Annotated in this window: 23 protein-coding genes; 13 read left to right on the forward strand and 10 right to left on the reverse strand. The window is 67.1% G+C overall.

The window, feature by feature from the left end; all coding sequences use genetic code 11:
• Window positions 1-6 precede the first annotated feature (6 nt).
• Window positions 7-708, forward strand: coding sequence for an ABC transporter ATP-binding protein (locus LRS53_RS16705; RefSeq protein WP_017642425.1), 702 nt, complete (start codon window positions 7-9; stop codon window positions 706-708).
• A gap of 342 nt (window positions 709-1,050) precedes the next feature.
• On the opposite strand, the gene LRS53_RS16710 is transcribed toward LRS53_RS16705, so the two are convergent.
• A complete protein-coding gene (locus LRS53_RS16710) occupies window positions 1,051-1,962 on the reverse strand; it encodes a LysR family transcriptional regulator (RefSeq protein ID WP_231356641.1) in 912 nt (303 codons plus the stop codon).
• Window positions 1,963-2,060: 98 nt separating this feature from the next.
• Here LRS53_RS16710 and LRS53_RS16715 point away from each other — a divergent pair, with 98 nt between their 5' ends.
• From LRS53_RS16715 to LRS53_RS16725, 3 genes are all read left to right on the forward strand, one after another.
• Entirely contained in the window at window positions 2,061-2,660 is a 600-nt protein-coding gene (locus tag LRS53_RS16715; protein WP_231356642.1) for a short chain dehydrogenase, read from the forward strand.
• A gap of 60 nt (window positions 2,661-2,720) precedes the next feature.
• Complete coding sequence (locus LRS53_RS16720; protein WP_093250385.1) at window positions 2,721-3,401, forward strand: hypothetical protein; 681 nt, start codon at window positions 2,721-2,723, stop codon at window positions 3,399-3,401.
• A 176-nt stretch (window positions 3,402-3,577) separates the two neighbouring features.
• Entirely contained in the window at window positions 3,578-6,139 is a 2,562-nt protein-coding gene (locus tag LRS53_RS16725; protein ID WP_231356643.1) for a bifunctional diguanylate cyclase/phosphodiesterase, read from the forward strand.
• 21 nt (window positions 6,140-6,160) lie between these two features.
• Here LRS53_RS16725 and LRS53_RS16730 read toward each other — a convergent pair whose 3' ends face one another.
• Together LRS53_RS16730 and acs are read right to left on the reverse strand one after the other, a co-directional pair.
• A complete protein-coding gene (locus LRS53_RS16730) occupies window positions 6,161-7,123 on the reverse strand; it encodes a GlxA family transcriptional regulator (protein WP_017642430.1) in 963 nt (320 codons plus the stop codon).
• 283 nt (window positions 7,124-7,406) lie between these two features.
• Window positions 7,407-9,365 carry an acetate--CoA ligase gene (gene acs, locus LRS53_RS16735; protein ID WP_017642431.1) on the reverse strand — a complete coding sequence of 653 codons (1,959 nt, stop codon included), beginning with the start codon at window positions 9,363-9,365 and terminating at the stop codon, window positions 7,407-7,409.
• A 162-nt stretch (window positions 9,366-9,527) separates the two neighbouring features.
• On the opposite strand from acs, the gene LRS53_RS16740 reads away from it, so the two are divergent.
• Window positions 9,528-9,878 (forward strand): 4a-hydroxytetrahydrobiopterin dehydratase, encoded by a 351-nt coding sequence (locus tag LRS53_RS16740; RefSeq protein WP_231356644.1) that lies wholly within the window; start codon window positions 9,528-9,530, stop codon window positions 9,876-9,878.
• A 39-nt stretch (window positions 9,879-9,917) separates the two neighbouring features.
• Here the strand turns inward: LRS53_RS16740 and LRS53_RS16745 are convergent, their stop codons facing one another.
• Entirely contained in the window at window positions 9,918-10,331 is a 414-nt protein-coding gene (locus tag LRS53_RS16745) for a VOC family protein (RefSeq protein WP_231356645.1), read from the reverse strand.
• Window positions 10,332-10,454: 123 nt separating this feature from the next.
• Between LRS53_RS16745 and LRS53_RS16750 the strand changes: the two genes are divergently transcribed.
• Together LRS53_RS16750 and LRS53_RS16755 are read left to right on the forward strand one after the other, a co-directional pair.
• Window positions 10,455-10,679, forward strand: coding sequence for a hypothetical protein (locus LRS53_RS16750; RefSeq protein ID WP_231356646.1), 225 nt, complete (start codon window positions 10,455-10,457; stop codon window positions 10,677-10,679).
• Between the two features lie 2 nt (window positions 10,680-10,681).
• Window positions 10,682-11,134, forward strand: coding sequence for a GNAT family N-acetyltransferase (locus tag LRS53_RS16755; protein WP_017642436.1), 453 nt, complete (start codon window positions 10,682-10,684; stop codon window positions 11,132-11,134).
• On the opposite strand, the gene LRS53_RS16760 is transcribed toward LRS53_RS16755, so the two are convergent.
• Window positions 11,131-11,346: a DUF3820 family protein gene (locus LRS53_RS16760; RefSeq protein ID WP_007159585.1), complete on the reverse strand. Its 216-nt coding sequence runs from the start codon at window positions 11,344-11,346 to the stop codon at window positions 11,131-11,133. The two genes, LRS53_RS16755 and LRS53_RS16760, sit on opposite strands and share 4 nt — an antisense overlap.
• 122 nt (window positions 11,347-11,468) lie before the next feature.
• Here LRS53_RS16760 and LRS53_RS16765 point away from each other — a divergent pair, with 122 nt between their 5' ends.
• The gene (locus LRS53_RS16765) at window positions 11,469-12,275 is read left to right on the forward strand and encodes an SDR family NAD(P)-dependent oxidoreductase (protein ID WP_064307305.1); all 807 of its coding nucleotides are present in this window, start codon (window positions 11,469-11,471) and stop codon (window positions 12,273-12,275) included.
• A gap of 91 nt (window positions 12,276-12,366) precedes the next feature.
• Here LRS53_RS16765 and LRS53_RS16770 read toward each other — a convergent pair whose 3' ends face one another.
• Complete coding sequence (locus LRS53_RS16770) at window positions 12,367-12,558, reverse strand: hypothetical protein (protein WP_231356647.1); 192 nt, start codon at window positions 12,556-12,558, stop codon at window positions 12,367-12,369.
• 183 nt (window positions 12,559-12,741) lie between these two features.
• Here LRS53_RS16770 and LRS53_RS16775 point away from each other — a divergent pair, with 183 nt between their 5' ends.
• Complete coding sequence (locus LRS53_RS16775) at window positions 12,742-13,434, forward strand: aspartate/glutamate racemase family protein (protein WP_231356648.1); 693 nt, start codon at window positions 12,742-12,744, stop codon at window positions 13,432-13,434.
• Here the strand turns inward: LRS53_RS16775 and LRS53_RS16780 are convergent.
• Both LRS53_RS16780 and LRS53_RS16785 read right to left on the reverse strand, forming a co-directional pair.
• On the reverse strand, window positions 13,431-14,732 hold the full coding sequence (locus tag LRS53_RS16780) for a leucine-rich repeat-containing protein kinase family protein (RefSeq protein ID WP_231356812.1): 1,302 nt from the start codon (window positions 14,730-14,732) through the stop codon (window positions 13,431-13,433). The genes LRS53_RS16775 and LRS53_RS16780 overlap by 4 nt on opposite strands.
• Window positions 14,733-14,809: 77 nt before the next feature.
• Entirely contained in the window at window positions 14,810-15,487 is a 678-nt protein-coding gene (locus tag LRS53_RS16785) for a haloacid dehalogenase type II (RefSeq protein ID WP_231356649.1), read from the reverse strand.
• A 235-nt stretch (window positions 15,488-15,722) separates the two neighbouring features.
• On the opposite strand from LRS53_RS16785, the gene LRS53_RS16790 reads away from it, so the two are divergent.
• The 4 genes from LRS53_RS16790 to LRS53_RS16805 all read left to right on the forward strand — a co-directional run bounded on the left by LRS53_RS16790 (window position 15,723) and on the right by LRS53_RS16805 (window position 21,386).
• Window positions 15,723-17,480: a putative bifunctional diguanylate cyclase/phosphodiesterase gene (locus LRS53_RS16790; protein WP_231356650.1), complete on the forward strand. Its 1,758-nt coding sequence runs from the start codon at window positions 15,723-15,725 to the stop codon at window positions 17,478-17,480.
• An 83-nt stretch (window positions 17,481-17,563) separates the two neighbouring features.
• Entirely contained in the window at window positions 17,564-18,817 is a 1,254-nt protein-coding gene (locus LRS53_RS16795; protein ID WP_231356651.1) for a sensor domain-containing phosphodiesterase, read from the forward strand.
• Between the two features lie 121 nt (window positions 18,818-18,938).
• Complete coding sequence (locus tag LRS53_RS16800) at window positions 18,939-20,186, forward strand: GGDEF domain-containing response regulator (RefSeq protein ID WP_064307310.1); 1,248 nt, start codon at window positions 18,939-18,941, stop codon at window positions 20,184-20,186.
• 120 nt (window positions 20,187-20,306) lie between these two features.
• Window positions 20,307-21,386 (forward strand): SMP-30/gluconolactonase/LRE family protein, encoded by a 1,080-nt coding sequence (locus tag LRS53_RS16805; RefSeq protein ID WP_160923688.1) that lies wholly within the window; start codon window positions 20,307-20,309, stop codon window positions 21,384-21,386.
• On the opposite strand, the gene LRS53_RS16810 is transcribed toward LRS53_RS16805, so the two are convergent.
• Together LRS53_RS16810 and LRS53_RS16815 are read right to left on the reverse strand one after the other, a co-directional pair.
• Window positions 21,387-21,740, reverse strand: coding sequence for a hypothetical protein (locus tag LRS53_RS16810; protein ID WP_017642447.1), 354 nt, complete (start codon window positions 21,738-21,740; stop codon window positions 21,387-21,389).
• Window positions 21,741-21,880: 140 nt separating this feature from the next.
• A complete protein-coding gene (locus tag LRS53_RS16815) occupies window positions 21,881-22,984 on the reverse strand; it encodes a DUF1615 domain-containing protein (protein WP_269216778.1) in 1,104 nt (367 codons plus the stop codon).
• Window positions 22,985-23,048: the final 64 nt, after the last annotated feature.

Below are 23,048 nucleotides of genomic sequence, written 5' to 3' on the forward strand. Positions count from 1 at the left end.
ACCTCCATGCTGCAGTTCGACAACGTCTCCACCTTCTACGGCAAGATCCAGGCGCTGCATGGCGTCAGCGTGCAGGTCAACCGGGGCGAGATCGTTACCCTGATCGGCGCCAACGGGGCCGGCAAGTCCACCCTGCTGATGACCCTCTGCGGCACGCCGCGCGCCCATGGCGGCAGCATCCGCTACGAGGGCGAAGAACTGGTCGGCCAGGAAACCGCGCAGATCATGCGCAAGGGCATCGCCGTGGTGCCAGAAGGCCGCCGGGTGTTCGCTCGCCTGACCGTGGAAGAGAATCTGGCCATGGGCGGCTTCTTCACCGAGAAAGACGGCTACGACCGTCAGCTGGACAGGGTCCTCGGCCTCTTCCCCCGCCTCAAGGAGCGCTATGCCCAGCGCGCCGGCACCATGTCCGGCGGCGAGCAGCAGATGCTCGCCATCGGCCGGGCGATGATGAGCGAGCCGCGCCTGCTGCTGCTCGACGAACCCTCGCTGGGCCTGGCGCCCATCATCATCCAGCAGATCTTCGAGATCATCGAACAACTGCGCCAGGATGGGGTGACGGTGTTCCTGGTCGAGCAGAACGCCAACCAGGCACTCAAGCTGGCCGATCGCGGCTATGTGCTGGAGAACGGCCGCATCGTCATGCAGGACAGCGGCGCCGAACTGCTGGCCAACCCGGACGTGCGCAAGGCCTATCTGGGCGGTTGAGTCCTTCTCCAATCGCGGCCATGGCGGTCCGCCGATGCGACCGCTCTTGCTGTGGATCTCATCGCGGCCATGGGCCGCTCCTACGGTTGCCTGTAGGAGCGGCCCATGGCCGCGATAGCACGTAGGTTGGGTTGAGACGGCTCCATCGTCGAAGCCCAACGATGCCTGCTCGAATTCCGGCTCTGTTGGGCTTCGCTGCGCTCAACCCAACCTACGACGGATCGACCGTAGGTGGGGTTGAGACGGCTTCATCGTCGAAGCCCAACGGTGCCGGCTCGAAACCATGGTTTGTTGGGCTTCGCTGTGCTCAGCCCAACCTACGGTGATGTACAGGCACCGCACCTATCCCAACGCCTCCAACCGCTGCCGACTGCGCTCGAACCAGTCGCTCAGGGCTTCTGCCACCACCCGCGTTCGCTTGGGCAGGCCGCCCTGGTAGGGGTGCACCAGAAACAGCGGCTGGCTGGGCGTGCGCCATTCCCTGAGCAGCCAGACCAGTGCACCACTGGCCAACTCCTCGTGCACCATGAACGACGGCAGCCGGGCGATACCCTGCCCGGCCAGGGCCGCCTGCTTGAGCAGGCTGTAGTGATTGCAGGCCAGGCTGGGCGCCACCTGGACACGACCGAGGCGGTGATCGCGGTGATAGAGCCAGACCTCGCCCTCGGCATAGTGATTGTTCACCAGGCAACGGTGATCGAGCAGCTCCTCGGGCACCTGCGGCAACTCATGCGCGGCCAGGTAGGCGGGCGCGGCGCAGGTCACCTCCTGCATGGCGAACAGTGGGCGGGCGACCAGGCGCTCGTCCGGCTCCACCCGCGCACGGATCGCCAGGTCGAAGCCCTCGGCAACCAGGTCGCGGTAGCCATTGTCCAGCACCAGGTCCAACTGGATGGCGGGATGGGCGGCGCGGCAGGCCAGCAACACCTCGAAAAAGGTGTAGCCCAGGGACACCGGCACGGTCAGGCGTACCGGACCGACGGCCTCCTCCTGCAGCCGGGCCACGCTCTGCAGGGCCCGCTCACGCTGGCGCACCAGGGCCTGGGCCTCGGGCAGCAGGGTGCGCCCGGCGGCCGTGGGATCGAGGCGGCGGGTGGTGCGGTGCAGCAGGCGAGTCTCCAGCCGTACCTCCAGCGCGCGGATGCGCTTCGACAGCTGCCCCTTGCTGCAGCCCAGGCGCTCGGCGGCATGGGTGAAGCTGCCGCTTTCACAGAGGATGGCGAAGGCGGCGAGATCGGCGAAGTCGTCCTGCATCGTTTCCTCCAGGAAACACTGGATTGCCATTCCGGTGATTTATCAGGGCAATGCGCCATTCTAGGCTGAGGACTCCTTTCCCTTCACGGAGTCGCCCCATGAAAATCATCCTTGTCGGAGCCAGCGGTACCCTGGGCAGTGCCATCGCCGAACGCCTCGGTAGGCGCCACGATTTGGTGCGGGTCGGTCGCCACTCGGGCGATCTCCAGGCGGACATCACCCAGCCGGACTCCATCCGTGCCCTGTTCGCCAAGGTCGGCCGCTTCGATGCCCTGGTCAGTGCCACCGGCGCCCTCGCCTTCGCACCTGTGACCGAATTGACCCAGGCCGACTTCCAAGTCGGCCTGAGCAGTAAACTCATGGGCCAGGTCAACCTGGTGTTGCTGGGCCAGGCCCAGGCGTCCGACGGTGCCTCCTTTACCCTCACCAGCGGCATCGTGAGCGAACATCCCATCCACCAGGGCAGCGCGGCGGCCATGGTCAACGCGGGGCTGGAAGGTTTCGCCCGAGGTGCCGCCATCGAGCTACCACGCGGCCAGCGCCTGAATGTGGTCAGCCCTACCGTGGTGGAAGAGTCCCTGGCGCACTACGGCGACTTCTTCCTCGGCTTCAAGGCCATTCCCGTCGCCGAAGCGGCGCTGGCCTACGAACGCAGCGTAGAAGGACGAGAAACCGGCAAGACTTATCGCGTCTGGTAAGTCCTTGAGCTCCCGACGTTGTCTGAGTAACGTGTGCCCACCTCAGTCGGGAGTCCCACGATGCCAGCGCCGCGTTCCATCTTTCCCCTTGCCCTGCTCGGCCTCCTCGGCGGTTGCAGTCTGTTCCAGAGCGACGACACCCCGCGTGCACCGGGCGGCGAGCGCCTGCAGGGCGATCTGCGCTGGAGCGGTGACCAGCTGCTGTTCCGCCCCTGCCAGGAACAGCGCTTCTTCGACGTCACCGACGCCAACAACACCGCCATCCTGCGTGATGCCCACGAACTGGCCGCCGACAGTGGTGCCGCGTCGCTGTTCGCCGATCTGCGCGGCAAGCTCAAGTCCGGCGGTCGCGATGGCGCCCAGGGCGTGTTCGCCGTCACCGATGTCTACCGTGTGCAATACAGCGGTCCGGGTTGCAGCGATCCCAACTTCAAGCGTACCGCCATGAATGCCGGTGGCCATGGACCGGACTGGAGCGTCCAGGTCAGCAACCAGGGCATGCTGGTCAGTACCGCCGGCCAACAGCGCCGCGCCCTGCCCTTCGTGCAGGAAGAATTGCCCGGCGGCATGCGCGCCCTGTCCACCGAGGCCAATGGCGAGAAGGTCGAGCTGTGGATCAATCCCCGGCGCTGCGTGGATGGCCGGACCGGCACCGTGCAGTCGCTGCAGGCCGAATTGCGCATCAATGGCCAGACCTGGCAGGGCTGCGCCTTCTACGGTGGTGCCGGCAACCCCACCTAGCCCGGGTGTTCGCGCGTTGCTTAGCGCGATCCCATTGGCATCTCGCGCTTTACGTTTAGCGTCGCGCGCCCTCAGGGGCTAGTCTAGCGACGGCAAGGATTCACCCGCTTCGCTTGGCCGCCCCCGGGTCCGATCAGGCGAAGGCACAGGAACGCTCATCTAGCCAGGGTCCAGGCATGCCTACCTCTCCAGCGTCCCGTAGCGCCTCTTCGCGCCGACGGGGCCATACCGTCCTCCTGCGGCTGTTCCCAGCGCTTTGCGTACTGCTCCTGGGCCTTATCGGCCTGGGCTTCTACCTGCTGGTCGACAATGCCGTGCGCCAGGATGCCACCGTCGCCCAGCACACCGAGCGTGCCGTCGGCCGCACCTTCACCCGCCTCGACGAAGAGGTGGCCCGCAACCTGATCGACTACAGCAAATGGGACGAGGCCTATCGCCGCCTCCACCTGGAGCTGGACCACGACTGGGCCTACGACCAGGGCAATCTCGGCGAATCGCTGTATCGGGTCTATGGCTACGAAGGGGTGCTGGTGTTCGACAGCCAGGATCGGCCCCGCTATCGCCTGCTCGAAGGGCAACTGGCCGATCCCGCTACGCCCTGGCTGCAGGGCGACATCGCTGGTCTGCTGGCGGCGGCGCGCAGCGTCGATGCCCGCGCCGGCAGCGTGTCTGGCGTCCTCAACGTGGCCGGCACGCCGGCGTTGGTGGCCGCCGCGGCCATCACCCCAGGCGACCAGCCCGGCATCCGTTCCCTGGATGCGCCGGCTTCGGTACTGGTCTTCGTCAATGTGTTGAGTCCCGCCCGGCTGGCGACCCTGAGCGAAGCCAACAACCTGCCACCGCTCGGCATCACCACCGATCCGGCCGGAAGTCGCGCCAGCTGGCAACTGCCCGGCTCCAGCTATCAGTTGACCTGGCGTCCGCTGCGCCCGGGGCTGTGGCTGATGCAGCAGACCCTGCCGCTGTTCGGCGGCGGAGTGTTGATCCTGCTGCTGGGACTGATCTGGCTGTTTCGCCAGGCGCTGCTGTCGATGCGCCAGCTGGATGCCCAGTACGATGACCTGCTGGCCAGTCGCAGCGAACTGGCCATTGGCGAGCGACGCTTCCGCGACATCGCCGAGGCCACCTCGGATTGGTTGTGGGAGGTCGATGCCGGTCTGCGCCTGGTCTATGTCTCGGAGCGCTTCGCCGAGGTCACCGGGGAAGCCGCCAACAGCTGGCTGGGACGGCCGCTCAACGAACTCCTGACTCCCCACGCCGATACCCTGGCGCACTGGCTGGCCGGCCATGCCCACGACCGCAAACCGAGACCTCCGCTGGTCTGCCACTACCTGGATGGCAGCGGTCGCGAGCGCACCTGCCGGGTGGCCGCCCGGGCCATTCCCGAGGGTGGCTATCGTGGCACCGTCACCGACCTCACCGACGAGATCGAGGCCCTGGCCCAGGTCCAGCACCTGTCCTGGCACGATCCCCTCACCGGTCTGCCCAATCGCCACCGCCTGCACCAATTTCTCGCCACCCACCTGGAGGGCCCGGAGCCCCGTCCCCTGGCCCTGCTCAGTCTCGACCTGGATAGATTCAAGACGGTCAACGACGCCCTCGGCCATGCCGCCGGCGATCAGGTCCTGCAGGAGGCGGCGCAGCGTCTGCGGCAGAACGTGACCGCCACCGACCTGGTGGCGCGTCTGGGCGGCGATGAATTCTGCGTGGTGCTCAGCGGCGAACGCGAGCCGGGCGCCATCGCCGACCTCTGTCGGCGCCTGGTGGAGCAGTTGCGCCAGCCCTTCCGCCTCGGCGAGCAGTGCATCTTCATCGGCAGCAGCCTGGGCGTGGCCCTGGCACCGCGGGATACCAGCATCCCGGCCGAGTTGTTGCGCCTGGCCGACATCGCCCTCTACCAGGCCAAGGCCGCTGGCCGTGGCACCTGGCGCTTCCACGAACCGGCCATGAACGAACAGGTGCTGTTGCGCCGGCAACTGGAACAGGACCTGCGCCAGGCCCTGCGCGACGACCGTCTCAGTCTCTACTACCAGCCGCGGCGCAGCCTCGCCGACGGCAGCCTGCGCGGCTTCGAGGCGCTGGTGCGCTGGGAACATCCGACCCAGGGCTTGTTGGAGCCGCTGGACTTTTTGGCCTTGGCCGAAGACGCCGGACTCGCCCAGCGCCTCGGCCGCTGGGTGCTGGAGACCGCCTGCCACGACGCCCAGGGCTGGCCGGAACGGCTCTCGGTGTCGGTCAACCTGTCGCCGCAGCAATTCCACGCCAACGAGGATCCGGTGCAGACCGTGGCCGAGGCGCTCTACCAGAGTGGCCTGGCCGCCCCGCGCCTGGAGCTGGAACTCACCGAACGCACCCTGCTGGACCCGGCGGCCGATGTGGCCAATACCCTGAGCGCGCTCAAGGGCCTGGGCGTACGGCTATGCCTGGACGACTTCGGTTCTGGCCTCTGCTCCCTGGCCTATCTGCGCCGCTATCCGCTGGACGGCATCCGCCTGGATCGCAGCCTGATCGCCCGGCGCAACCACGCGCCGGAAGACAGTGCCCTGGTCCGCGCCATGATCGATCTCGGCCGCTCGCTGGGGCTGACGGTGACCCTCAAGGGCGTGGAAGACGCCGAGCACCTGCGCCAGCTGCAGCACCTGCCGGCGGACGAGATCCAGGGCTTCCATTGCGGCGCGCCCCTGCCGGCCGATCGGCTAGGCACCTGGCTGGACGAAGGGGTGGCGGAGCCGCTGTGAGCTGAAGGGGTGGCCGGGCGCCTAGCGCTCGGCCACCATGCTGCCCTCGCCCGCCGCGCCACGGCGCTGGTTGCGGTCGTCGCGGGGGGTGACGCCAAAGAAGTTGCGATAGGCGCTGGAGAAATGCGGTCCCGACGAGAAGCCGCAGGACAGGCCGATCTGGATGATGGACTTGCTGGTCTGGGTGAGCATCTTGCGCGCCCGGTTCAGGCGCAATTCCAGGTAGTACTGGCTGGGCACCCGCGCCAGGTACTGTTTGAAGATCCGCTCCAGTTGCCGGCGGGACACGCAGACGTGCTGGGCGATCTCGTCGGTGGTGAGGGGCTCTTCGATGTTGGCCTCCATCAGCATGACCGCCTGGGTCAGCTTGGGATGACTCGACCCCAGCCGGTTCTTCAGCGGAATGCGCTGCCGCTCGCTGCCTTCGCGCAGGCGCTCGACGATCAGCTCCTCGGCGATGGTACCGGCCTGCTCGGCGTCGCGATCGCGGCCGATCATCGCCAGCAGGAGGTCGAGGATGGCCAGGCCGCCACAGGCGGTCAGGCGATCGCGGTCCCACTCATAGAGGTGGTGAGTGGCGATGACCTTGGGAAACTGCTCGCTGAATTCCTCCAGCCAGCGCCAGTGCACGGCGGCGCGATGACCGTCGAGCAGGCCGAGCTGGGCGAGGATGTGCACCCCGGCGGAAAAGCCTCCCAGCACCACTCCGGCCCGGGCGGTCTGACGCAGAGCCGCGGCCAGGGGTGGCGGCAGCGTCGGCGAAGGTTCGTCGGCCAGCACGAAAAGGCGATCCAGGCGCTCCAGCTGCCCTTCCCAATGGCCACCCGGCAGCCGCGGCTGCAACTCGCTGCCGGCCTGCAGAAAGCGCACCTCGTAGGGCGTATCGCTCGAATGGCGAGAGGCGAGTTCCAGCGCTTCCTCGACCAGGCCCACGGTCAGCGGACGAACGTCGGGCCACAGCAGAAAGGCGATGCGGATGGTCATCTAACGTCTGGCTTCCTGTCGAGAGCGGCGGGGGCGGACCGATCCGGGACCGCGCGCCATGAAACCCTTGTGGGGTGGCACGCATGGTACGCCGGAGTAGTGCCCCTGTCCCAGCCTTTGCCCGGGTAGCGGACCGATGCGCCCTCCGGTCCGCTGGCTGGCGCGATTCTAGCCCCGCCTGGCTGGCCAGGGCTTCTGCCCTGGCGACAAGTCTTTACAGGGATGCCAAAAACGAACCGCCCGCGACCGGAGACGGACGCGGGCGGCTGCTGGTGGACGATGATCAGGCGACGGCCTGGCTCATCTGCTGATGGGTACCGACCAGATGCTGCACCACCCCCGGATCGGCCAGGGTGGAGATGTCGCCGAGCGAGTCGTATTCACCCACGGCGATCTTGCGCAGGATGCGTCTCATGATCTTGCCGGAACGGGTCTTGGGCAGCCCCGGCGCCCACTGGATGACGTCGGGCGTGGCGATGGGGCCGATCTCCTTGCGTACCCACTGCTTGAGTTCTTGGCGCAGGGCCTCGTTGCCCTCTTCGCCCTGGTTGAGGGTGACGTAGACATAGATGCCCTGGCCCTTGAGGTCATGGGGCATGCCCACCACCGCGGCTTCGGCGACCTTGGGATGGGCCACCAGGGCGCTCTCGATCTCGGCGGTGCCCATGCGATGGCCGGAGACGTTGAGCACGTCGTCGACGCGACCGGTGATCCAGTAGTAGCCGTCTTCGTCGCGGCGGGCGCCGTCACCGGTGAAGTACATGCCCTTGAAGGTCTTGAAGTAGGTGTCGACGAAGCGGTCGTGGTCGCCATAGATGGAACGCGACTGGCCCGGCCAGGAATCGAGGATCACCAGGTTGCCTTCCACGGCGCCGTCGAGCAGGTTGCCTTCGTTGTCCACCAGCGCCGGCTGGATGCCAAAGAAGGGACGGGTCGCCGAGCCGGGCTTCTGGCCGATGGCGCCGGGCAGCGGGCTGATAAGGATGCCGCCGGTCTCGGTCTGCCACCAGGTGTCGACGATGGGGCAGCGCTCCTGGCCCACGGTCTTGTAGTACCAGTGCCAGGCCTCGGGATTGATGGGCTCGCCCACCGAACCGAGCAGGCGCAGGCTGCTGCCGTCGACGCCCTGCATGGCGGCATCGCCCTGGGCCATCATGGCGCGGATGGCGGTGGGCGCGGTGTAGAGGACGTTGACCTGGTGCTTGTCCACCACCTGGCCCATGCGGGTGACGTCCGGGTAGTTGGGCACGCCCTCGAACAGCAGGGTGGTGGCGCCATTGGCCAGGGGGCCGTAGACGATGTAGCTGTGACCGGTGATCCAGCCGACGTCGGCCGTGCACCAGTAGACCTCGCCGGGGCGATAGTCGAAGACCCGCTCGTGGGTCAGGGCGGCATAGGTCAGGTAGCCACCAGTGGTGTGCAGGATGCCCTTGGGCTTGCCGGTGGAGCCGGAGGTATAGAGGATGAACAGCGGCGCCTCGGCGGACATCTCCTTGGGCTCGCAGTGTTCCGGGGCCACCGAGGTGATCTCTTCGTACCAGACGTCGCGGTGGCGGTGCCAGGCGATGTCGGCACCGGTGCGCTTGCAGACGATCACCTTGTGCACCGAATGGGTGGCCGGATTGGTCAGGGCTTCGTCGACATTGGCCTTGAGCGGAATCTTGCGACCGCCGCGCACGCCTTCGTCGGCGGTGATCACCAGCTTGGACTGGCAGTCGCTGATGCGGCCGGCCAGGGATTCGGGGGAGAAGCCGCCGAACACCACCGAGTGCACCGCGCCGATGCGCGCGCAGGCCAGCATGGCGACCACGGCCTCGGGGATCATCGGCATGTAGATGGTCACCACGTCGCCGCGGTGGATGTCCTGGCCACGCAGGGCGTTGGCCAGCTGGCAGACCTCGCGATGCAGTTCGCGGTAGGTGATGTGACGGCTGTCGGCCGGATCGTCGCCTTCCCAGATGATGGCGGTCTGGTCGCCACGGGTTTCCAGGTGGCGATCCAGGCAGTTGTAGGAGGCGTTCAGGGTGCCGTCGGCAAACCACTGGATGTCGACGCGATGATCGTCGAAGGAGGTCTGCTTGACCCGGCTGAAGGGCTTGATCCAGTCCAGGCGCTGGGCCTGTTCGCGCCAGAAGCCATCGGGGTTGAGGATGGACTGCTGGTACAGGCGACGATAGGTGACTTCATCGGTCAGGGTCCGGGAAGCGACTTCCGCGCGGACCGGGTAGAAGGCGGCACTCATGGGACGATCTCCTCGGCGGGAAACTGTTGTTCTTGTTGCCTTCCGTTGTACGGCGCGCATCGATTTCGGACCATTCGACCATGGTCGGACGGGGCGCCGGGAGCTGACCGATGGGTCTGTTACCCTTGCCCCTTCATGACTTTCTTTCCCAAGGAGCGCCTCATGGCCGATCTCGCCCATTCCCATTGCGTCCCCTGCCGCTCCAGCGAGCCGGCCCTGAGCGCGGCCGCCAGCAGTGAATTGCTCAAGGCCGTGCCGGGGTGGACGCTGGTGGAACGCGAGGGGATTGCGCGACTGGAACGCCGCTATGCGTTCGGCAACTTTCTCGAAGCTTTGGACTTCACCAACCGAGTCGGTCGGGAAGCCCAGGACGAAGACCATCACCCGGCCCTGCTCACCGAGTGGGGCGGCGTGACGGTGAGCTGGTGGACCCACAACATCGGCGGCCTGCACCGCAACGACTTCATCATGGCGGCGCGCACCGATGCCGTCGCCCTGGCGGCCAACGTCTGAGCGAGGGACTGCCAAATCGCCGGACCGCCGGATCGCACGCTAGTCGCAGGCGGCGGCGAGCCCCTCGGCATGCACGAAACACAGCTTGTTGCCTTCCGGATCCCGGCAATAGGCGGCATAGAAATCCGGGCCATAGCCTGGCCGTACCCCAGGCGCGCCTTCGTCGCTGCCGCCCCGTTGCAGGGCGCGGTGCCAGGCCGCCTCCACCGCCGCGGGGGTAGGCGCGGCAAAGCTCACCTGGACGCCATTGCCCCAGGAGGCCGGCAGGCCGTTGAACGGCAGTTGCACATAGAATTGCGGCCAGGCCCGCCCCGGGCGTTGCCAGCCGCAACCGGGCGGGCCGCCGTCGTCTTCCAGCGGCATCCGCACCAGGCCGAGCTCGTGCAAAACGCTGTCGTAAAATTCGATCAGGCGCTCCAGATCGCGCGCGCCTACCTGTACATGGCTGAACACGGGCTCTCTCCCGCTTGCAGAGTCATCAGGCCACGTTAGACCAGTCCGCCGCGGCTGCCTATCGGCTCGACAAGCCCGGCGCGGACAGTTAGCGTGGCGGCCTTTGCCTTCGACGATACGCCCATGAATCTGCGCACCCTTCCCCGCCTGACCAAGATAGGTCTGGTCTTCTTCATCCTCGGCCTGCTGGGCGTGGCCTTCGCCCTTTACGGTCTCTACCAGGGGCCCCGCCCTGCCGACCCCGGCGCGATCCGCAGCCTGCTGTTCGCAGCGGGGCTGCAGTTGACCGGCTACGTGCTGCTCAATCGCAATCGCTTCCGCTTCATGTTCGGCCGGCGCAAGGACTGAGCATGGCCATCCAGTGGATCTGCCGCGCCGCCCCGGCGCTGACTACCGCCGAGCTCTACGCCGCCCTGGTGCTGCGCGCCCGGGTCTTCGTGGTGGAGCAGCAGTGCGTCTATCCCGATCCCGACGGCCTGGATCTAGCAGACGACGTCTGGCACCTGTTCGGTTGGCGCGACGACCAGTTGCACGCCTACCTGCGCCTGCTGGGCTCCGTACGCGATGAAGTGGTGATCGGTCGGGTGATCGTCGCCCCCGAGGGCCGCGGCAGCGGTCTGGGCCATCTATTGCTGGCGGAAGCCTTGCGCGTCTGCGCCGAGCGCTGGCCCGGACGTTCGTTGTTCCTCTCCGCCCAGGCTCATCTGCAGGCCTACTATGGCCGCTATGGCTTCACGCCCTGTTCAGGGGTATACGACGAGGACGGCATCCCCCATGTCGACATGCATCGCGCGGCGGACTAACGGCGACGGCGCAGCGGATCGAGCAGCGGCTTGAGGCCGTTGTGGTCGATCTCCTGCATCAGCGCCAGCAGCCGGCCCAGTTCACCGGGCGGAAAGCCGCTACGGGCGAACCAGTTGAGGTAGTGGCCCGGCAGGTCAGCCAGCAGGCGGCCGGCGTACTTGCCATAGGGCATGGTCCAGGTCACCAGGGCTTCCAGATCCGCGGGTTGCATCGCTTGTCTCCTCCAGACGGCCTGGCGATTATGCCATGCCGTCAGGGGTCAACCGTCGGCCGCGGGGAGCACCAGCCCTCCGCGACGATCCCAGCTACACCAGGTCTGCAGAGGATTTCCGCATGAGCAATGTTACCCGGCCACTGGCCGCCGTCACCGGTGCCTCCAGTGGCATCGGCTTCGAACTGGCCAAGCAGCTGGCCCGTCATGGCCACGATCTGCTGCTGGTCTCCCGCGGTGATGGGCTGGACGCCGCCGAGCGCGAATTGCGTGCCCTGGGGGTCAAGGTCTGGAGCCATGCGGCCGATCTGCGCACCGCCGTAGGCGTGGAAGAGACCTATAGATTCCTGCGCCGCCAGGGCCGTCCGCTGGACGTCGTGGTGCTCAACGCCGGCGTCGGCCTAGGCGGCGCCTTCGTTGGCCAGACGCGGCTGGAAGACGAGATGGCGCTGATTCAGCTCAATGTGATGTCCACCGTGCACCTGGCCAAGCTGGTGTTGCCGGACATGGTCGCCGCCGGTCGCGGCCGGGTGCTCTTCACCTCGTCCATCTCGGCCACCGCGCCGATTCCCTTCGAGGCCGTCTACGGCGCTTCCAAGGCCTTCATCAATTCCTTCGCCTTCGCCGTGCGCAACGAACTCAAGGACAGCGGCGTGACCCTCACGGTACTCATGCCCGGCCAGACCGATACCAACTTCTTCCACCGCGCCGGCGAGGACGACACCAGTGTGGGTGCCGGGCCCAAGAACGATCCGGTCCAGGTGGCCGCCCAGGGCTACGCCGCCCTGATGCAGGGCCTCGACCATGTCTATGGCGGCGGCCCCGAGGTGCAGCACGAGGGCGAGGTGCTCAATCGGGTGGAAAGCGAAGCCCAGAAGGCCGAGCGTCATCGCGCCTGGTCGGAGCCGGGCTCGGCGGAAAAGGACTAGCGGCCCTCATGCTAGGCGCTGGCAGACGCCGCTGGTGACGTCAGGCGAGGCGTCACGGCCAAGGCCCCGCGTGGCGTCCGGATGGCCGCCTCTAGTCGACCGGCGTGGCCCCAGGTGCGCCGCACTTGGCGAATCTGCCCTGGCTGTCCTTGCATTGCGCCGCCTTGGTCTTGGCTGTGTCGCATTTGACGAACTTGCCGTGAGCATCGCGGCAGGGCGCCGCCTGGACGCTGGCGGCGGCGAAGAGGGTCAGGGCTACCGCGGTGAGCAACGCTTTGAGCATGACGAGCACCTCCAGGGCCGGGAGTGCCCCCTTGAAGCGTAGCGGAAGCCAGTGCAGTCGCCACCTGCCCGGCCAAAGCCGCGGCGAGGACCACTGTATGCCTAGATCCGGTCGCGACTGCCTCTCTTCAGAGGCCCTGCCTGCCAGGCAAGATAAGCCCTCGCGAATAACGGGAGACACGCCATGCGCACCCTTGGCCTGCTGGGCGGCATGAGCTGGGAAAGCTCGGCTCACTACTATCGCATCCTCAATGAAGAGGTCCGGCGCCGGCTGGGCGGCAGTCATTCAGCAGCCTGCCTGCTGTTGTCGGTGGATTTCGCCGAGATCGCCGCCCTGCAGCATGCCGGCGACTGGACGGCGCTTGGTCAGCGTCTACAAGGCCATGCGCGGCAACTGGCCGCCGGCGGTGCCGAGGCGCTGGTGCTCTGTACCAACACCATGCACTGCCTGGCAACGGAGATCGAGGCAGCCACGGCGCTGCCGCTGCTGCATATCGCCGACCCCACGGGTGCGGCGATCCGCGCCCGGGGCCTGCGGACCATCGGCCTGCTGGGCACCGCCTTCACCATGGAACAGGCCTTCTATCGCGAGCGGCTGACGGCGCGCTTCGGTCTGGAGGTCCTGGTGCCCGAAGCGACCGCGCGCCAGACCGTGCATCGCGTCATCTATGACGAGCTGGTACGTGGCGAAGTGCGCCCCGAGTCGCGGGCAGCCTATCGCGCGATCATCGCCGAGCTGGTCGCCCAGGGGGCCGAAGGCATCGTGCTCGGTTGCACCGAGATCATGCTGCTGGTGGACCAGAGCGACAGCGCGGTGCCGCTGTTCGACACCACGCGGCTGCATGCCCTGGCCGCCGTGGACTGGGCGCTGGACTAGCCCTGCAGCCGCTGCGCCACCTCGGCCAGCAGGGGGCGCGCATCAAGATCGGGTTGCTGGCACTCCGCGGCCAGGGCCGCCAACGCTGGATCGACCGGCTCGCTGCACCGCGTCAACCACTCTTCCAGCAGGATGCCGAAGGCACGACTCTCGAAGCGCTGCAGGCGCGCGGCCTGCGCAGCGTCCTCAGGGAGCAGCGAGGCGCCCCCGAAGTCGCCCAGCAGGCAGCGCGCGCCACCGTCCCAGAGGATGTTGTGGGCATAGAAGTCACCGTGGACCAGGCCATGTCCGTGCAGGTGCGCCAGGGCGCTGGCCATGCCGCCGGCCATCTCACGTACGGCGGCGGCGGTAAAGCGGGTGTCTTCCGGATAGACGTCACGGCTGCACGTAGTGAAGCTGGGCGGCCCGGCCAGGTTGCCGAAGGCCGGCTCTACCAGCTCCAGCACCAGGCCACTGCGCTGCTCGGGATGCTCGGCCAGATCGCCGAGGGCGCCGATCAGCCAGGGATGGGTGCCGGCGCTGAGGCTGGCGGCGCTTTCGCTTTCCGGGGTGCCATCGCTGGTCATGCTGCCCTTGAACAGTTTGACGGCGACCTCGCGCGGCCCCGTGGGCGACTGCCAGCGCGCCTGGTGGATGATGCCGGAGGCGCCCTCCCCCAGCCGCTCGCCCAGCGTCAGGTCGCTCCAGGCGATGCGTTGTTGCCGCGCCGCCTGGGTGCGCACCGCGCGCTCGCGCTCGGCCCCCAGGGGATTGTCGCCATAGGCCAGCCAGGTCAGCCGGGGCAGCGCGAGAATGGCCGGGGGCAGCGCCGCGAAGCGATTCGCCGACAGCCGCAGCAGCTCCAGCTGGTGCAGGTCGGCCATGCTCGCCGGCAAAGCCTCCAGCCGGTTGCCGGCCAACATCAGTTTTTGCAGCGCCGGTCGTTCACCCAGGGCGGCGGGCACCTCGGCGATGCGGTTGTCGGTCAGGATCAGCCAGCGCAGGCGCGGTGGCAGGGCCGCAGCACTCACCCGCTCCAGCTGGCAGGCCTTGAAGCCGATCATCTCCAGGTTGGGTAGCGTACCTAGCACCTCCGGCAACTCGGTGAAGGGATTGCCCGAGCAGAAGAGAATGCGCAGCCGGTGCAGTCGGCCCAGGTCGGCGGGCAGGCGGGTCAGCCGATTGCCCGACAGGTCGAGAATTTCCAGGCTGTCGGCCAGGCTATAGAGCTCTTCGGGGAATTCGGTCAGGTCGGCGCGCAGGGTCAGGCGCGTGGCCCCGGCCAGTTCGCCGGCACGCAGCCGGGCTAGGGTATCCATCATGGCAAAGCGACTCTCACGGTCTGGAAAAACCGGCATCCGGCCGGTGATGGCGCGGACGTTAGCATGCCAGGCCGCTAGCTGCGGCCCTCGTGCGCCAGAATGCGCGCCACTGCCTCTTGCAGCGTGCCGGCGGTCACCAGGGGCGGCGCCAGAGGATTGGCCACCTGGTCGGGACGCCGCTGCAGCAGGGCACCCCTGAACCCGGCAGCCTGGGCGCCGGCGATGTCCCAGGCATGGACGGCGATCAGCCACAGGCCCTCGGTGGGTTGACCCAGGCTGGCGGCGGCCTGGCGATAGGTGGCCGTGACCGGCTTGCTGGCGCCGGCGTCCTCGGCCGAGAGAGTATCGGCGAAAGCATCGCTCAGGCCGGCGTATTCCAGCTGCGCCTGGGTGGCGGCACGGGCGTTGTTGGAGAAGGCGATGCAGCGCACGCCCTGCGCGCGGGCAAAATCGAGGCCCGCACGGACATCGGCATGGGCGGGCAGCCGTTTGAGCGCATCGGCGACACGTTGCTTGTCCGCTGCGGCCAGCGTACGCCCGAGCCGCGCCGCGATCATGTCCAGCGCCGCCTGGCCCTGGGCCTCGAAGGGCGCGTGCCGGCCGCAGAGCTCGGCGGTCATGGCGTTCTGCAGGGTCTGGGCGAACCATAGCGTGCGGCTCTGGGGGTCGCCGAACAGCTCGGTGAACAGGCCGTCCAGCGCGGACAGGTCCAGCACGGTCTCGTTGATGTCGAACAGGCAGGTCAGGGTCATGGTCGCTACTCGGCGGAGGTTGTGCGTTCGACCAGGACTCGCGATCGACGTGCAGCCGCGTTAAGGTTTGCAGGACGTGCAGACGCGAGAAACAGCTAAAGTCTTATGATTTGCAGCCGATACCCTCAGTCAGCCCGCCTCTTGTCAGCCGCTCGTCCGGCTCGACTGGCGCTCCGGTCTTCCAAGCTGCGCCTGGATCTCCTGCCAGGCCTGTCGATTCTCTTGAGCTAGTCCGATGGCCGATCCCTTGAAGTACGAAGATGACCGCCTCAACGCCCTGCATGCCCTGGAGCTGCTCGACTCGGCGCCGGCGGAGGAATTCGACCGCCTCTGCGAACTGGTCGCCAGCAGCTTCAATGTGCCGACCGCGCTGATCAGCCTGGTGGATCGCGATCGCCAGTGGTTCAAGGCCCGCGTCGGCTTCGACCTGGCGCAGATGCCCATCGAGGACGCCTTCTGCGCCCACACCATCCAGGCCGCGGATGGCCGGATGGAGATCAACGATGCCCGCTGCGATACCCGCTTCAGCCACAATCCCCTGGTGGTCAAGGCGCCGCTGGTGCGCTTCTATGCCGGCTCGGCCCTGGTCACCGAGGCCGGCTATGCCATCGGCAGCCTCTGCATCCTCGACAACCAACCGCGCGAGCTGACGGCGACGGAACGCAAGCGCCTGGACGATTTCGCCGCCCAGGTGATGAGACTCATCGTCCTGCGTCAGCACCTGCGCCGGCGCGATCCGGTCAGCGGCCTGCCCAATCGGCAGCAGTTCCAAGCCGATGTGGCCCAGTTGACCGAACTCCATCCCGGCGAGGCGCGCCTGCTGGTGCTGGTGGATCCGCTGGAAACCCACTGGAAGGAGCAGCTGGTCCTGGCCCAGGGCATGTGGCCCTTCGAGACCTTTCTGCGCAGCCTGGCCCTGCGCCTGTGCGACGCCCTGAGCGAGCGGGCCAAGGTCTATCACGTGGACACCAAGAGATTCGCCTTTCTGTTGCCCGCGAACTACGACTACCCGCCGCTGCTGGAAGCCCTGATCGCCCAGTTGCGGACCCCGGTCCAGGCCGACCGGATTCCCATCGATCCGCCGGTAAAGGCCGGCGTGGTGCCCTTCGAGCTCAAACCGGGCGAGGTGCGCGACCTGCTGCGCAAGGCCATGGTAGCCGTCAACCAGGCCGCCCTGAGCCCCCGCCACTGGGGACTCTACGAGCGCCCCCTGGACGAAGCCTTCCAGCGGATCTTCCAACTGGTCCGGCAGCTTCCCGAGGCCCTCGAACGCGGCGACTTCAGCCTGGCCTTCCAGCCGCGCCTGGCACTGCCCGGGCGCCGGCTGTGCAGCGCCGAAGCCCTGTTGCGCTGGACGCATCCGCAACTCGGCCCCATCGCGCCCGGCGATTTCATTCCGGCCATCGAGAAGACCGCACTGATCCACAGCGTCACCCGCTGGGTGATCCGCACCGCCGTCACCCAGCTGGCGCGCTGGGACAGCCGCTACCAGGGAAGGCTGTCGCTCAACCTGTCACCGCGGGATTTCGACGAAGGCGATCTGGTGGGGCTGCTACGCGAGACCTGCCAGCGCCAGGGCGTCGATCCACGACGGCTGGAGGTGGAGATCACCGAAGGCGAATGGCTGAGACGTAATCCGGAGGCCATCGCCCAGCTGCATGCCCTGCGCGAGCTGGGCCTGGAAATCGCCATCGACGACTTCGGCAGTGGCTACAGCAACTTCGCCTACCTCTACGAATTGCCGGTCACCAGCGTCAAGCTCGATCGCTCGCTGATCCACGACCTGCCCCAGGATTCACGCAAGCAGGAGGTGGTCCGGGCGCTGCTGGCACTGATCGGCAAGCTGGGCTATCGCAACGTCGCCGAAGGGATAGAGACCCCCGAGGTGCTGGCCTTCCTGCAGCAAGCCGGCTGCGATGAGGTCCAGGGCTATCTGCTGGCCCGCCCCATGGCCCTGCCCGCCTTCGAGGCCTGGTACGCCGAACAGGCTTAAGCCATACAGATGAGGTCATTTGACTGACAAATTCATTCCAGGCTCTACACTGGTTCAGGTCGTAGTTTCCCGGGAGTGAGGACATGAGGGAATCAGGTACCGAGTTGTTGGATGTCGTTGGCCTGGATACCGGCACCCTGAGCAGCCAGGGCTGCATCGACAAGGTGCTGCACGCGCTGCGCACCCATCTGGATATGGACGTGGCCTTTCTGGCCGAATTTCGTCAGCAGGATCGGGTCTTTCGCAACGTCGATGCCGCGCCCGATGCACCGATCAAGGCGGGCGACGCCCTGCCGCTCAGCCAGGGCTATTGCCAGCAGGTGGTGACCGGCCATCTGCCTGAACTCATCCCCGACACCCGCGCCGTCGGCGCCACCCGCTTGATTCCGGAAACCCGCGCCGTGCCCATCGGCGCGCACCTGAGCGTGCCCGTCCGGCTCAACGATGGCGAGCTCTATGGCACCTTCTGCTGCTTCAAGTACCAGCCTGATCCAACCTTGAGTCCCCGTGACCTGGAACTGGTGCGGACCTTCGCCGAACTGGTGGCCGATCGCCTCAGCCTGGACGTCTCCAGTCGCCGCGGCCAGGTCGAGATGCGTCAGCGCATCCAGGGCGCGGTAGCTGCGCACCAACCCAGCATCGTCTACCAGCCGATCTATCATCTCGCCGATCTGCGCATCGCTGGCTGGGAGTCGCTGTCGCGTTTCCACTGCCCGCCGCAGCGCAGCCCGGACCTGTGGTTTTCCGAAGCCAGCGCCATCGGTCTGGGCGACGAGCTCGAAGAATGCGCCATACGCTTTGCCCTGCAGGGGCTGCAGAGTCTGCCCGACGACAGCTACCTGACCATGAATTGTTCACCCCAGACCATCCTGGCCGGCCGCCTGCCCGTGCTGCTGGCGGGCAATCCGCCGGGCCGGCTGGTGCTGGAGATCACCGAGCACGCCGAAGTCGACGACTACGACGCCCTCCACGCCCAGCTGCGACCGCTGCGGGCCCAGGGCGTGCGCCTGGCCATCGACGACGCCGGCGCCGGCTATTCGAGCCTGAGGCACATCCTTAGGCTGCGTCCGGACATGATCAAGCTGGACATGAGCCTGGTCCGTGACATCGACAGCGACGCCGAACGCCGGGCGCTGGCCTCGGCGATCATCGCCTTTGCCCGCGAGACACGTAAGGAAGTGATCGCCGAGGGCGTGGAGACCCTTGCCGAACTGCAGACGCTCAAGGCCCTGCAGGTGGACAAGGTGCAGGGCAACCTGTTGAGCCGCCCGTTGCCGCGCGACGACGCCCTGCGCCTGCCCCGACATCGTCAACTGGAAGGCCGGCAGGACAGCTGATCCAGAAAGGATCGGCGACCATTCAAGTCGTCGATCCTTTGGCCGATACGCAGAGGCGAATGATCGCTTCATCTGACGCCAGACAAGTTCTCGGCTGATCTTTGTCCTGCAGGAGTTACCGGTGCGCTCCATCCTGGTCATCGAAGACAGCCCCATGGTCCTCAAGATTCTGGCGCACCTCTTTCGTCAGCAGCGCGACTTCGAGCCGGTGTTCTGCGCCACCCTGGCCGAAGCCGAGCTGATGCTGGACACCTCGGCCAATCTGTTCTTCGCCGCCCTGGTGGATCTCAACCTGCCCGATGCGCCCAATGGCGAAAGCGTCGACCTGGTGTTGCGCTATCGCCTGCCCTGCATCGTCCTCAGCGGCTCCTACGACGAACGCCGGCGCGATGACCTGCTAACCAAGGGCGTGGTCGACTATGTGCTCAAGGAAAGTCAGTACTCCTACGAATTCGCCTTCCGCCTGCTGCGCCGGCTGGATAGCAATACCGCGGTGAAGATTCTGATCGCCGAGGACTCCGACGCCACCCGCAACTACATCCGCCACGTGCTGACGCCCCACCGCTACCAGTTGCTGGATGCCTGCGACGGCAACGAAGCCCTGCGCCTGCTGGAGGAGCAGCCGGACATCGACCTGCTGGTGGTGGACCACAGCATGCCCGGCCTGAGCGGTTTCGAACTGGTGCAGCTGTTGCGGCAGAAGCTGCGCCGCCACGACCTCAGCATCATCGGCCTGTCGGCCGACGAAAAGGGCTCGCTCAGCGCCAAGTTCATCAAGCAGGGCGCCGACGACTTCCTGCGCAAGCCCTTCTGCCCCGAGGAGCTCAACTGCCGGGTGGTCTCGACCCTGGAGCGGCGGGATCTCATGCGCGCCCTCACCCATGCCGCCCAGTACGACTCCCTCACCGGGCTGCGCAATCGGCGTGCCTTCCAGGATCAGGCCCAGGAGTGGTTTCGCCAGGCCGAGCGCGAGGGTCACACCCTGAGCGTGGCCATGCTCGACCTGGATCACTTCAAACGCATCAACGACGAACACGGCCATGCCAGCGGCGACAGCGCCCTGGTGGTCTTCGCCCAGGCGCTGGCCCGCACCTTGCCCCAGGACCTGACCGGGCGCCTGGGCGGCGAGGAATTCGCCCTGGTCAGCCGCATGCCACCAGAGCAGTTGCTGCAGGCGCTGGACCTGTTGCGACGTTACTGCCAGTCCCAGGCCTATGCCCCGGGCGCGCCGCCGCTGTCGTTCAGCGCGGGGGTCTTCAGCGGCCTCGCCAACGACCTCGAAGGGTTCCTGCACGAAGCCGATCGCCGCCTCTATCAGGCCAAGCGTCAGGGCCGTGGCCGTACCTGCCTGGTGCTGGACGCCGACTAGGCCAGCATTCGGGTTGGCGCGACCCACCACAAGACATATGATGTCATACGATTAGCCTGTCTCAGCGGGCTGATGCGTATCGTCTTGTCTCGTCCAACAAAAACAATCAAGGACCTACCCATGCACGACTCCTACCCGGGTCTCGCCCGGCCATTGTCCCGTCGCCGGCTGCTCCAGGGCGGCTTGGTCTGCGGCGCCGCCCTCACGCTGCCCGGTCTCGCCCGCGCCGCCGAACCCCTGAGCCAACGCTATCCCGATCCGCTCATCGAGATCCTCGACGATCGCTTTCTGGAATTGCGCCTGTTCAATGCCAGCGTCGAACGCCTGGCCACCGGTCTGCGCTGGGCCGAAGGGCCGGTGTGGATCGGCGACGGCAACTACCTGCTGATGAGCGACATCCCCAACAACCGCATCATCCGCTGGGATGAAGTCAGCGGCCGGCTGGACACCTATCGCGCCCAGTCGAATTTCTCCAACGGCCTGACCCGCGACCGTCAGGGTCGACTGATCGCCTGCGAAGGCTCCACCACCCACGGTCTCGGTCGGCGGGTCACCCGCACCGAGCACGATGGCCGCCTCACGGTGCTGGCCGATAACTTCGAAGGCAAGCCGTTCAATTCGCCCAATGACGTGGTGGTCAAGCGCGACGGCTCCATCTGGTTCAGCGATCCGCCGTTCCAGGCCAACAGCGACTACGAGGGCCACAGGGTCAAGACCGAGCAGCCCGATGCGGTCTATCGCATCGACGGCGAAAGCCTGGCGGTGACCCGGGTCATCGGCGATCTCAACGGCCCCAATGGCCTGGCCTTCTCACCGGACGAGAAACTGCTCTATGTGGTCGAGGGCCGCGCTAAGCCCAATCGCCTGGTGTGGGCCTATACCGTCAAGGACGACGGTAGCCTGGGCGAACGCCGCAAGCATATCGAGGCGCTGGAGTATGGCGCCCTGGATGGCATCAAGTGCGACGTGGCGGGCAATCTCTGGTGCGGCTGGGGCAGCAGTGGCGCCCCGGCGGCCAAGCCCGAGGTGCTCGATGGCGTGCGGGTGTTCGATCCCAGCGGCAAGGCGCTGGGGCATATCCACCTGCCGGAACGCTGCCCCAACCTGTGCTTTGGCGGACCTGAGGGCAACCGGCTGTTCATGGCCGGCTCCCACTCGCTGTATAGCCTCTACGTCAATATCCGCGGTGCCGGGCTCTAGCTAGCGGGACTCGGGCGGCGACTGCTCGACCAGGGTGGTCAGGGAGTCGAGCACGCTGTCCAGGGCATAGGCCGCTTCGAAGCGCGCCAGATTCTGGGTGAGGTCGGCCAGGCTGGTGGTGATCCCCAGCCAGTTGCCCAGGCCGATCTGGCGCGCCGCTTCCGGCAGCGAGCAGCCGCCGTCGCGGCGTTCCAGCCAGGCCAGCACCAGTTCGGGCGGGGTATCGGCCTCGAGGCCCAGGGTGCGCAGCAGGCGCAGCGCCTTGGCCTGTTCGCGGGGCGGCAGCCGATGGCGGGCCGAGGGGGTGGGCTGGTCGACGACGAGCGTCAACCGGGAGCCGGGGATATCGGTCATCTGGACCTCTAGGGACTACACCAGAACCGTACGGCACAAGGCCGCTTCATCTCCCCATGGTAGGGCAATAGTCTGGCCAATTGCCATAGTTCACCCCGGCCCTCATCGCCCGGAAAGCGCCGTTCGGCCCCCTGCCCCGCTCAGCGGGCGGCGCGGCCCCGGCAGCGCTGCCAGCGCTCTTCCACTCGCTGGGCGAACCAGGCGGTGGTCAGGGTGCGGGTGATCTTGGGGCTTTCCAGGGTGATGCCCGGCAGCATGGCGCGCGGCAGGCTGCGTCCGGCCTTGCGCTCGGCCAGCGCATAGACCTTGGCATAGAGATCGGTCTTGGCGAAGTCTTCGGACTCCCCCGCCTCCAGGTCATGGCGGATGGCGATGTCGCTCATGCCCAGGGCCGGCGCCAGGCGATTCACCGCCCGCTCGGTCTCGCCTTGGGTGCGCGAGCCGGGCACCACCAGATCGCCGTCCAGCGCCAGCTTCATCCCGGTAGCTCGACTCACCGCACTCTGGAAGGCCGCGTTGCGACTGGCGTACCAGCCAGCGTTGAAATCGGCGAAGCGATACAGCGGCGTGGAATAGTCCGCTGGATAGCCCAGCAGATGCGCGGTGCCGAAATAGAGACCGCCCCGGCGGCTGAACACCTCGTGGCGGATGGACCCGTCGCGGTCATAGGGATAGCCGCGGGCATGGGCTTCGGCGAAGTCGATGCTGACCTGCATGGGGCCGCCGGTGCGTACCGGATTGAAGCGACCGAACAGCTGGCCGCCCAGGGGCACCATGGCGATGAAGTCTTCGAAGATCAGACTCAGCTCGCGCTCGGTACGGGCACTGTCCAGGCGCTGAGCGTAGGTCTTGCCGGTCGGTGAGTCGAGGTTGAGCGCGGTACGCACCAGCAGCTGGGGCACATAGGCCCGCGCCGCGCGTCTGTCGATCTCCTCCCGAGCGATGCGTCCCAGCCCCGGCACCGGCGGATCGACCTGGTAGGTGGATTCCTGCTCCGCCACCGCCAGCACAGCGCAGAGGTTATCCGTCGAGGGCTCGAGGCCCTGGGCGCTGAAGGCGGTCTGGATGTCACTGGCCCAGCCCTGCCGATCCGCCACCTTGGCGGGCAGCAGGCGCAGGAGCTCGGCACGCACCTCGGCTGGCGAGCGGGTGGGTCCCTGGGAGGTGGGCGTCAGGCTGCAACCGGCCAGGACCAGCGCAGCGGCGAGGGCGGTCCAGCCGCGTAGTCGCGACAGCCTGGGCAGAGCGGGAACGGACAGGGCGACAACAGCGGACACGGCGACTCCAGAGGATTCCTTTGGCCGCTTT

Origin of the sequence: Pseudomonas sp. PLB05, from assembly GCF_021106615.1 — a bacterium.
In the GTDB taxonomy this organism is placed as follows: domain Bacteria; phylum Pseudomonadota; class Gammaproteobacteria; order Pseudomonadales; family Pseudomonadaceae; genus Chryseomonas; species Chryseomonas benzopyrenica.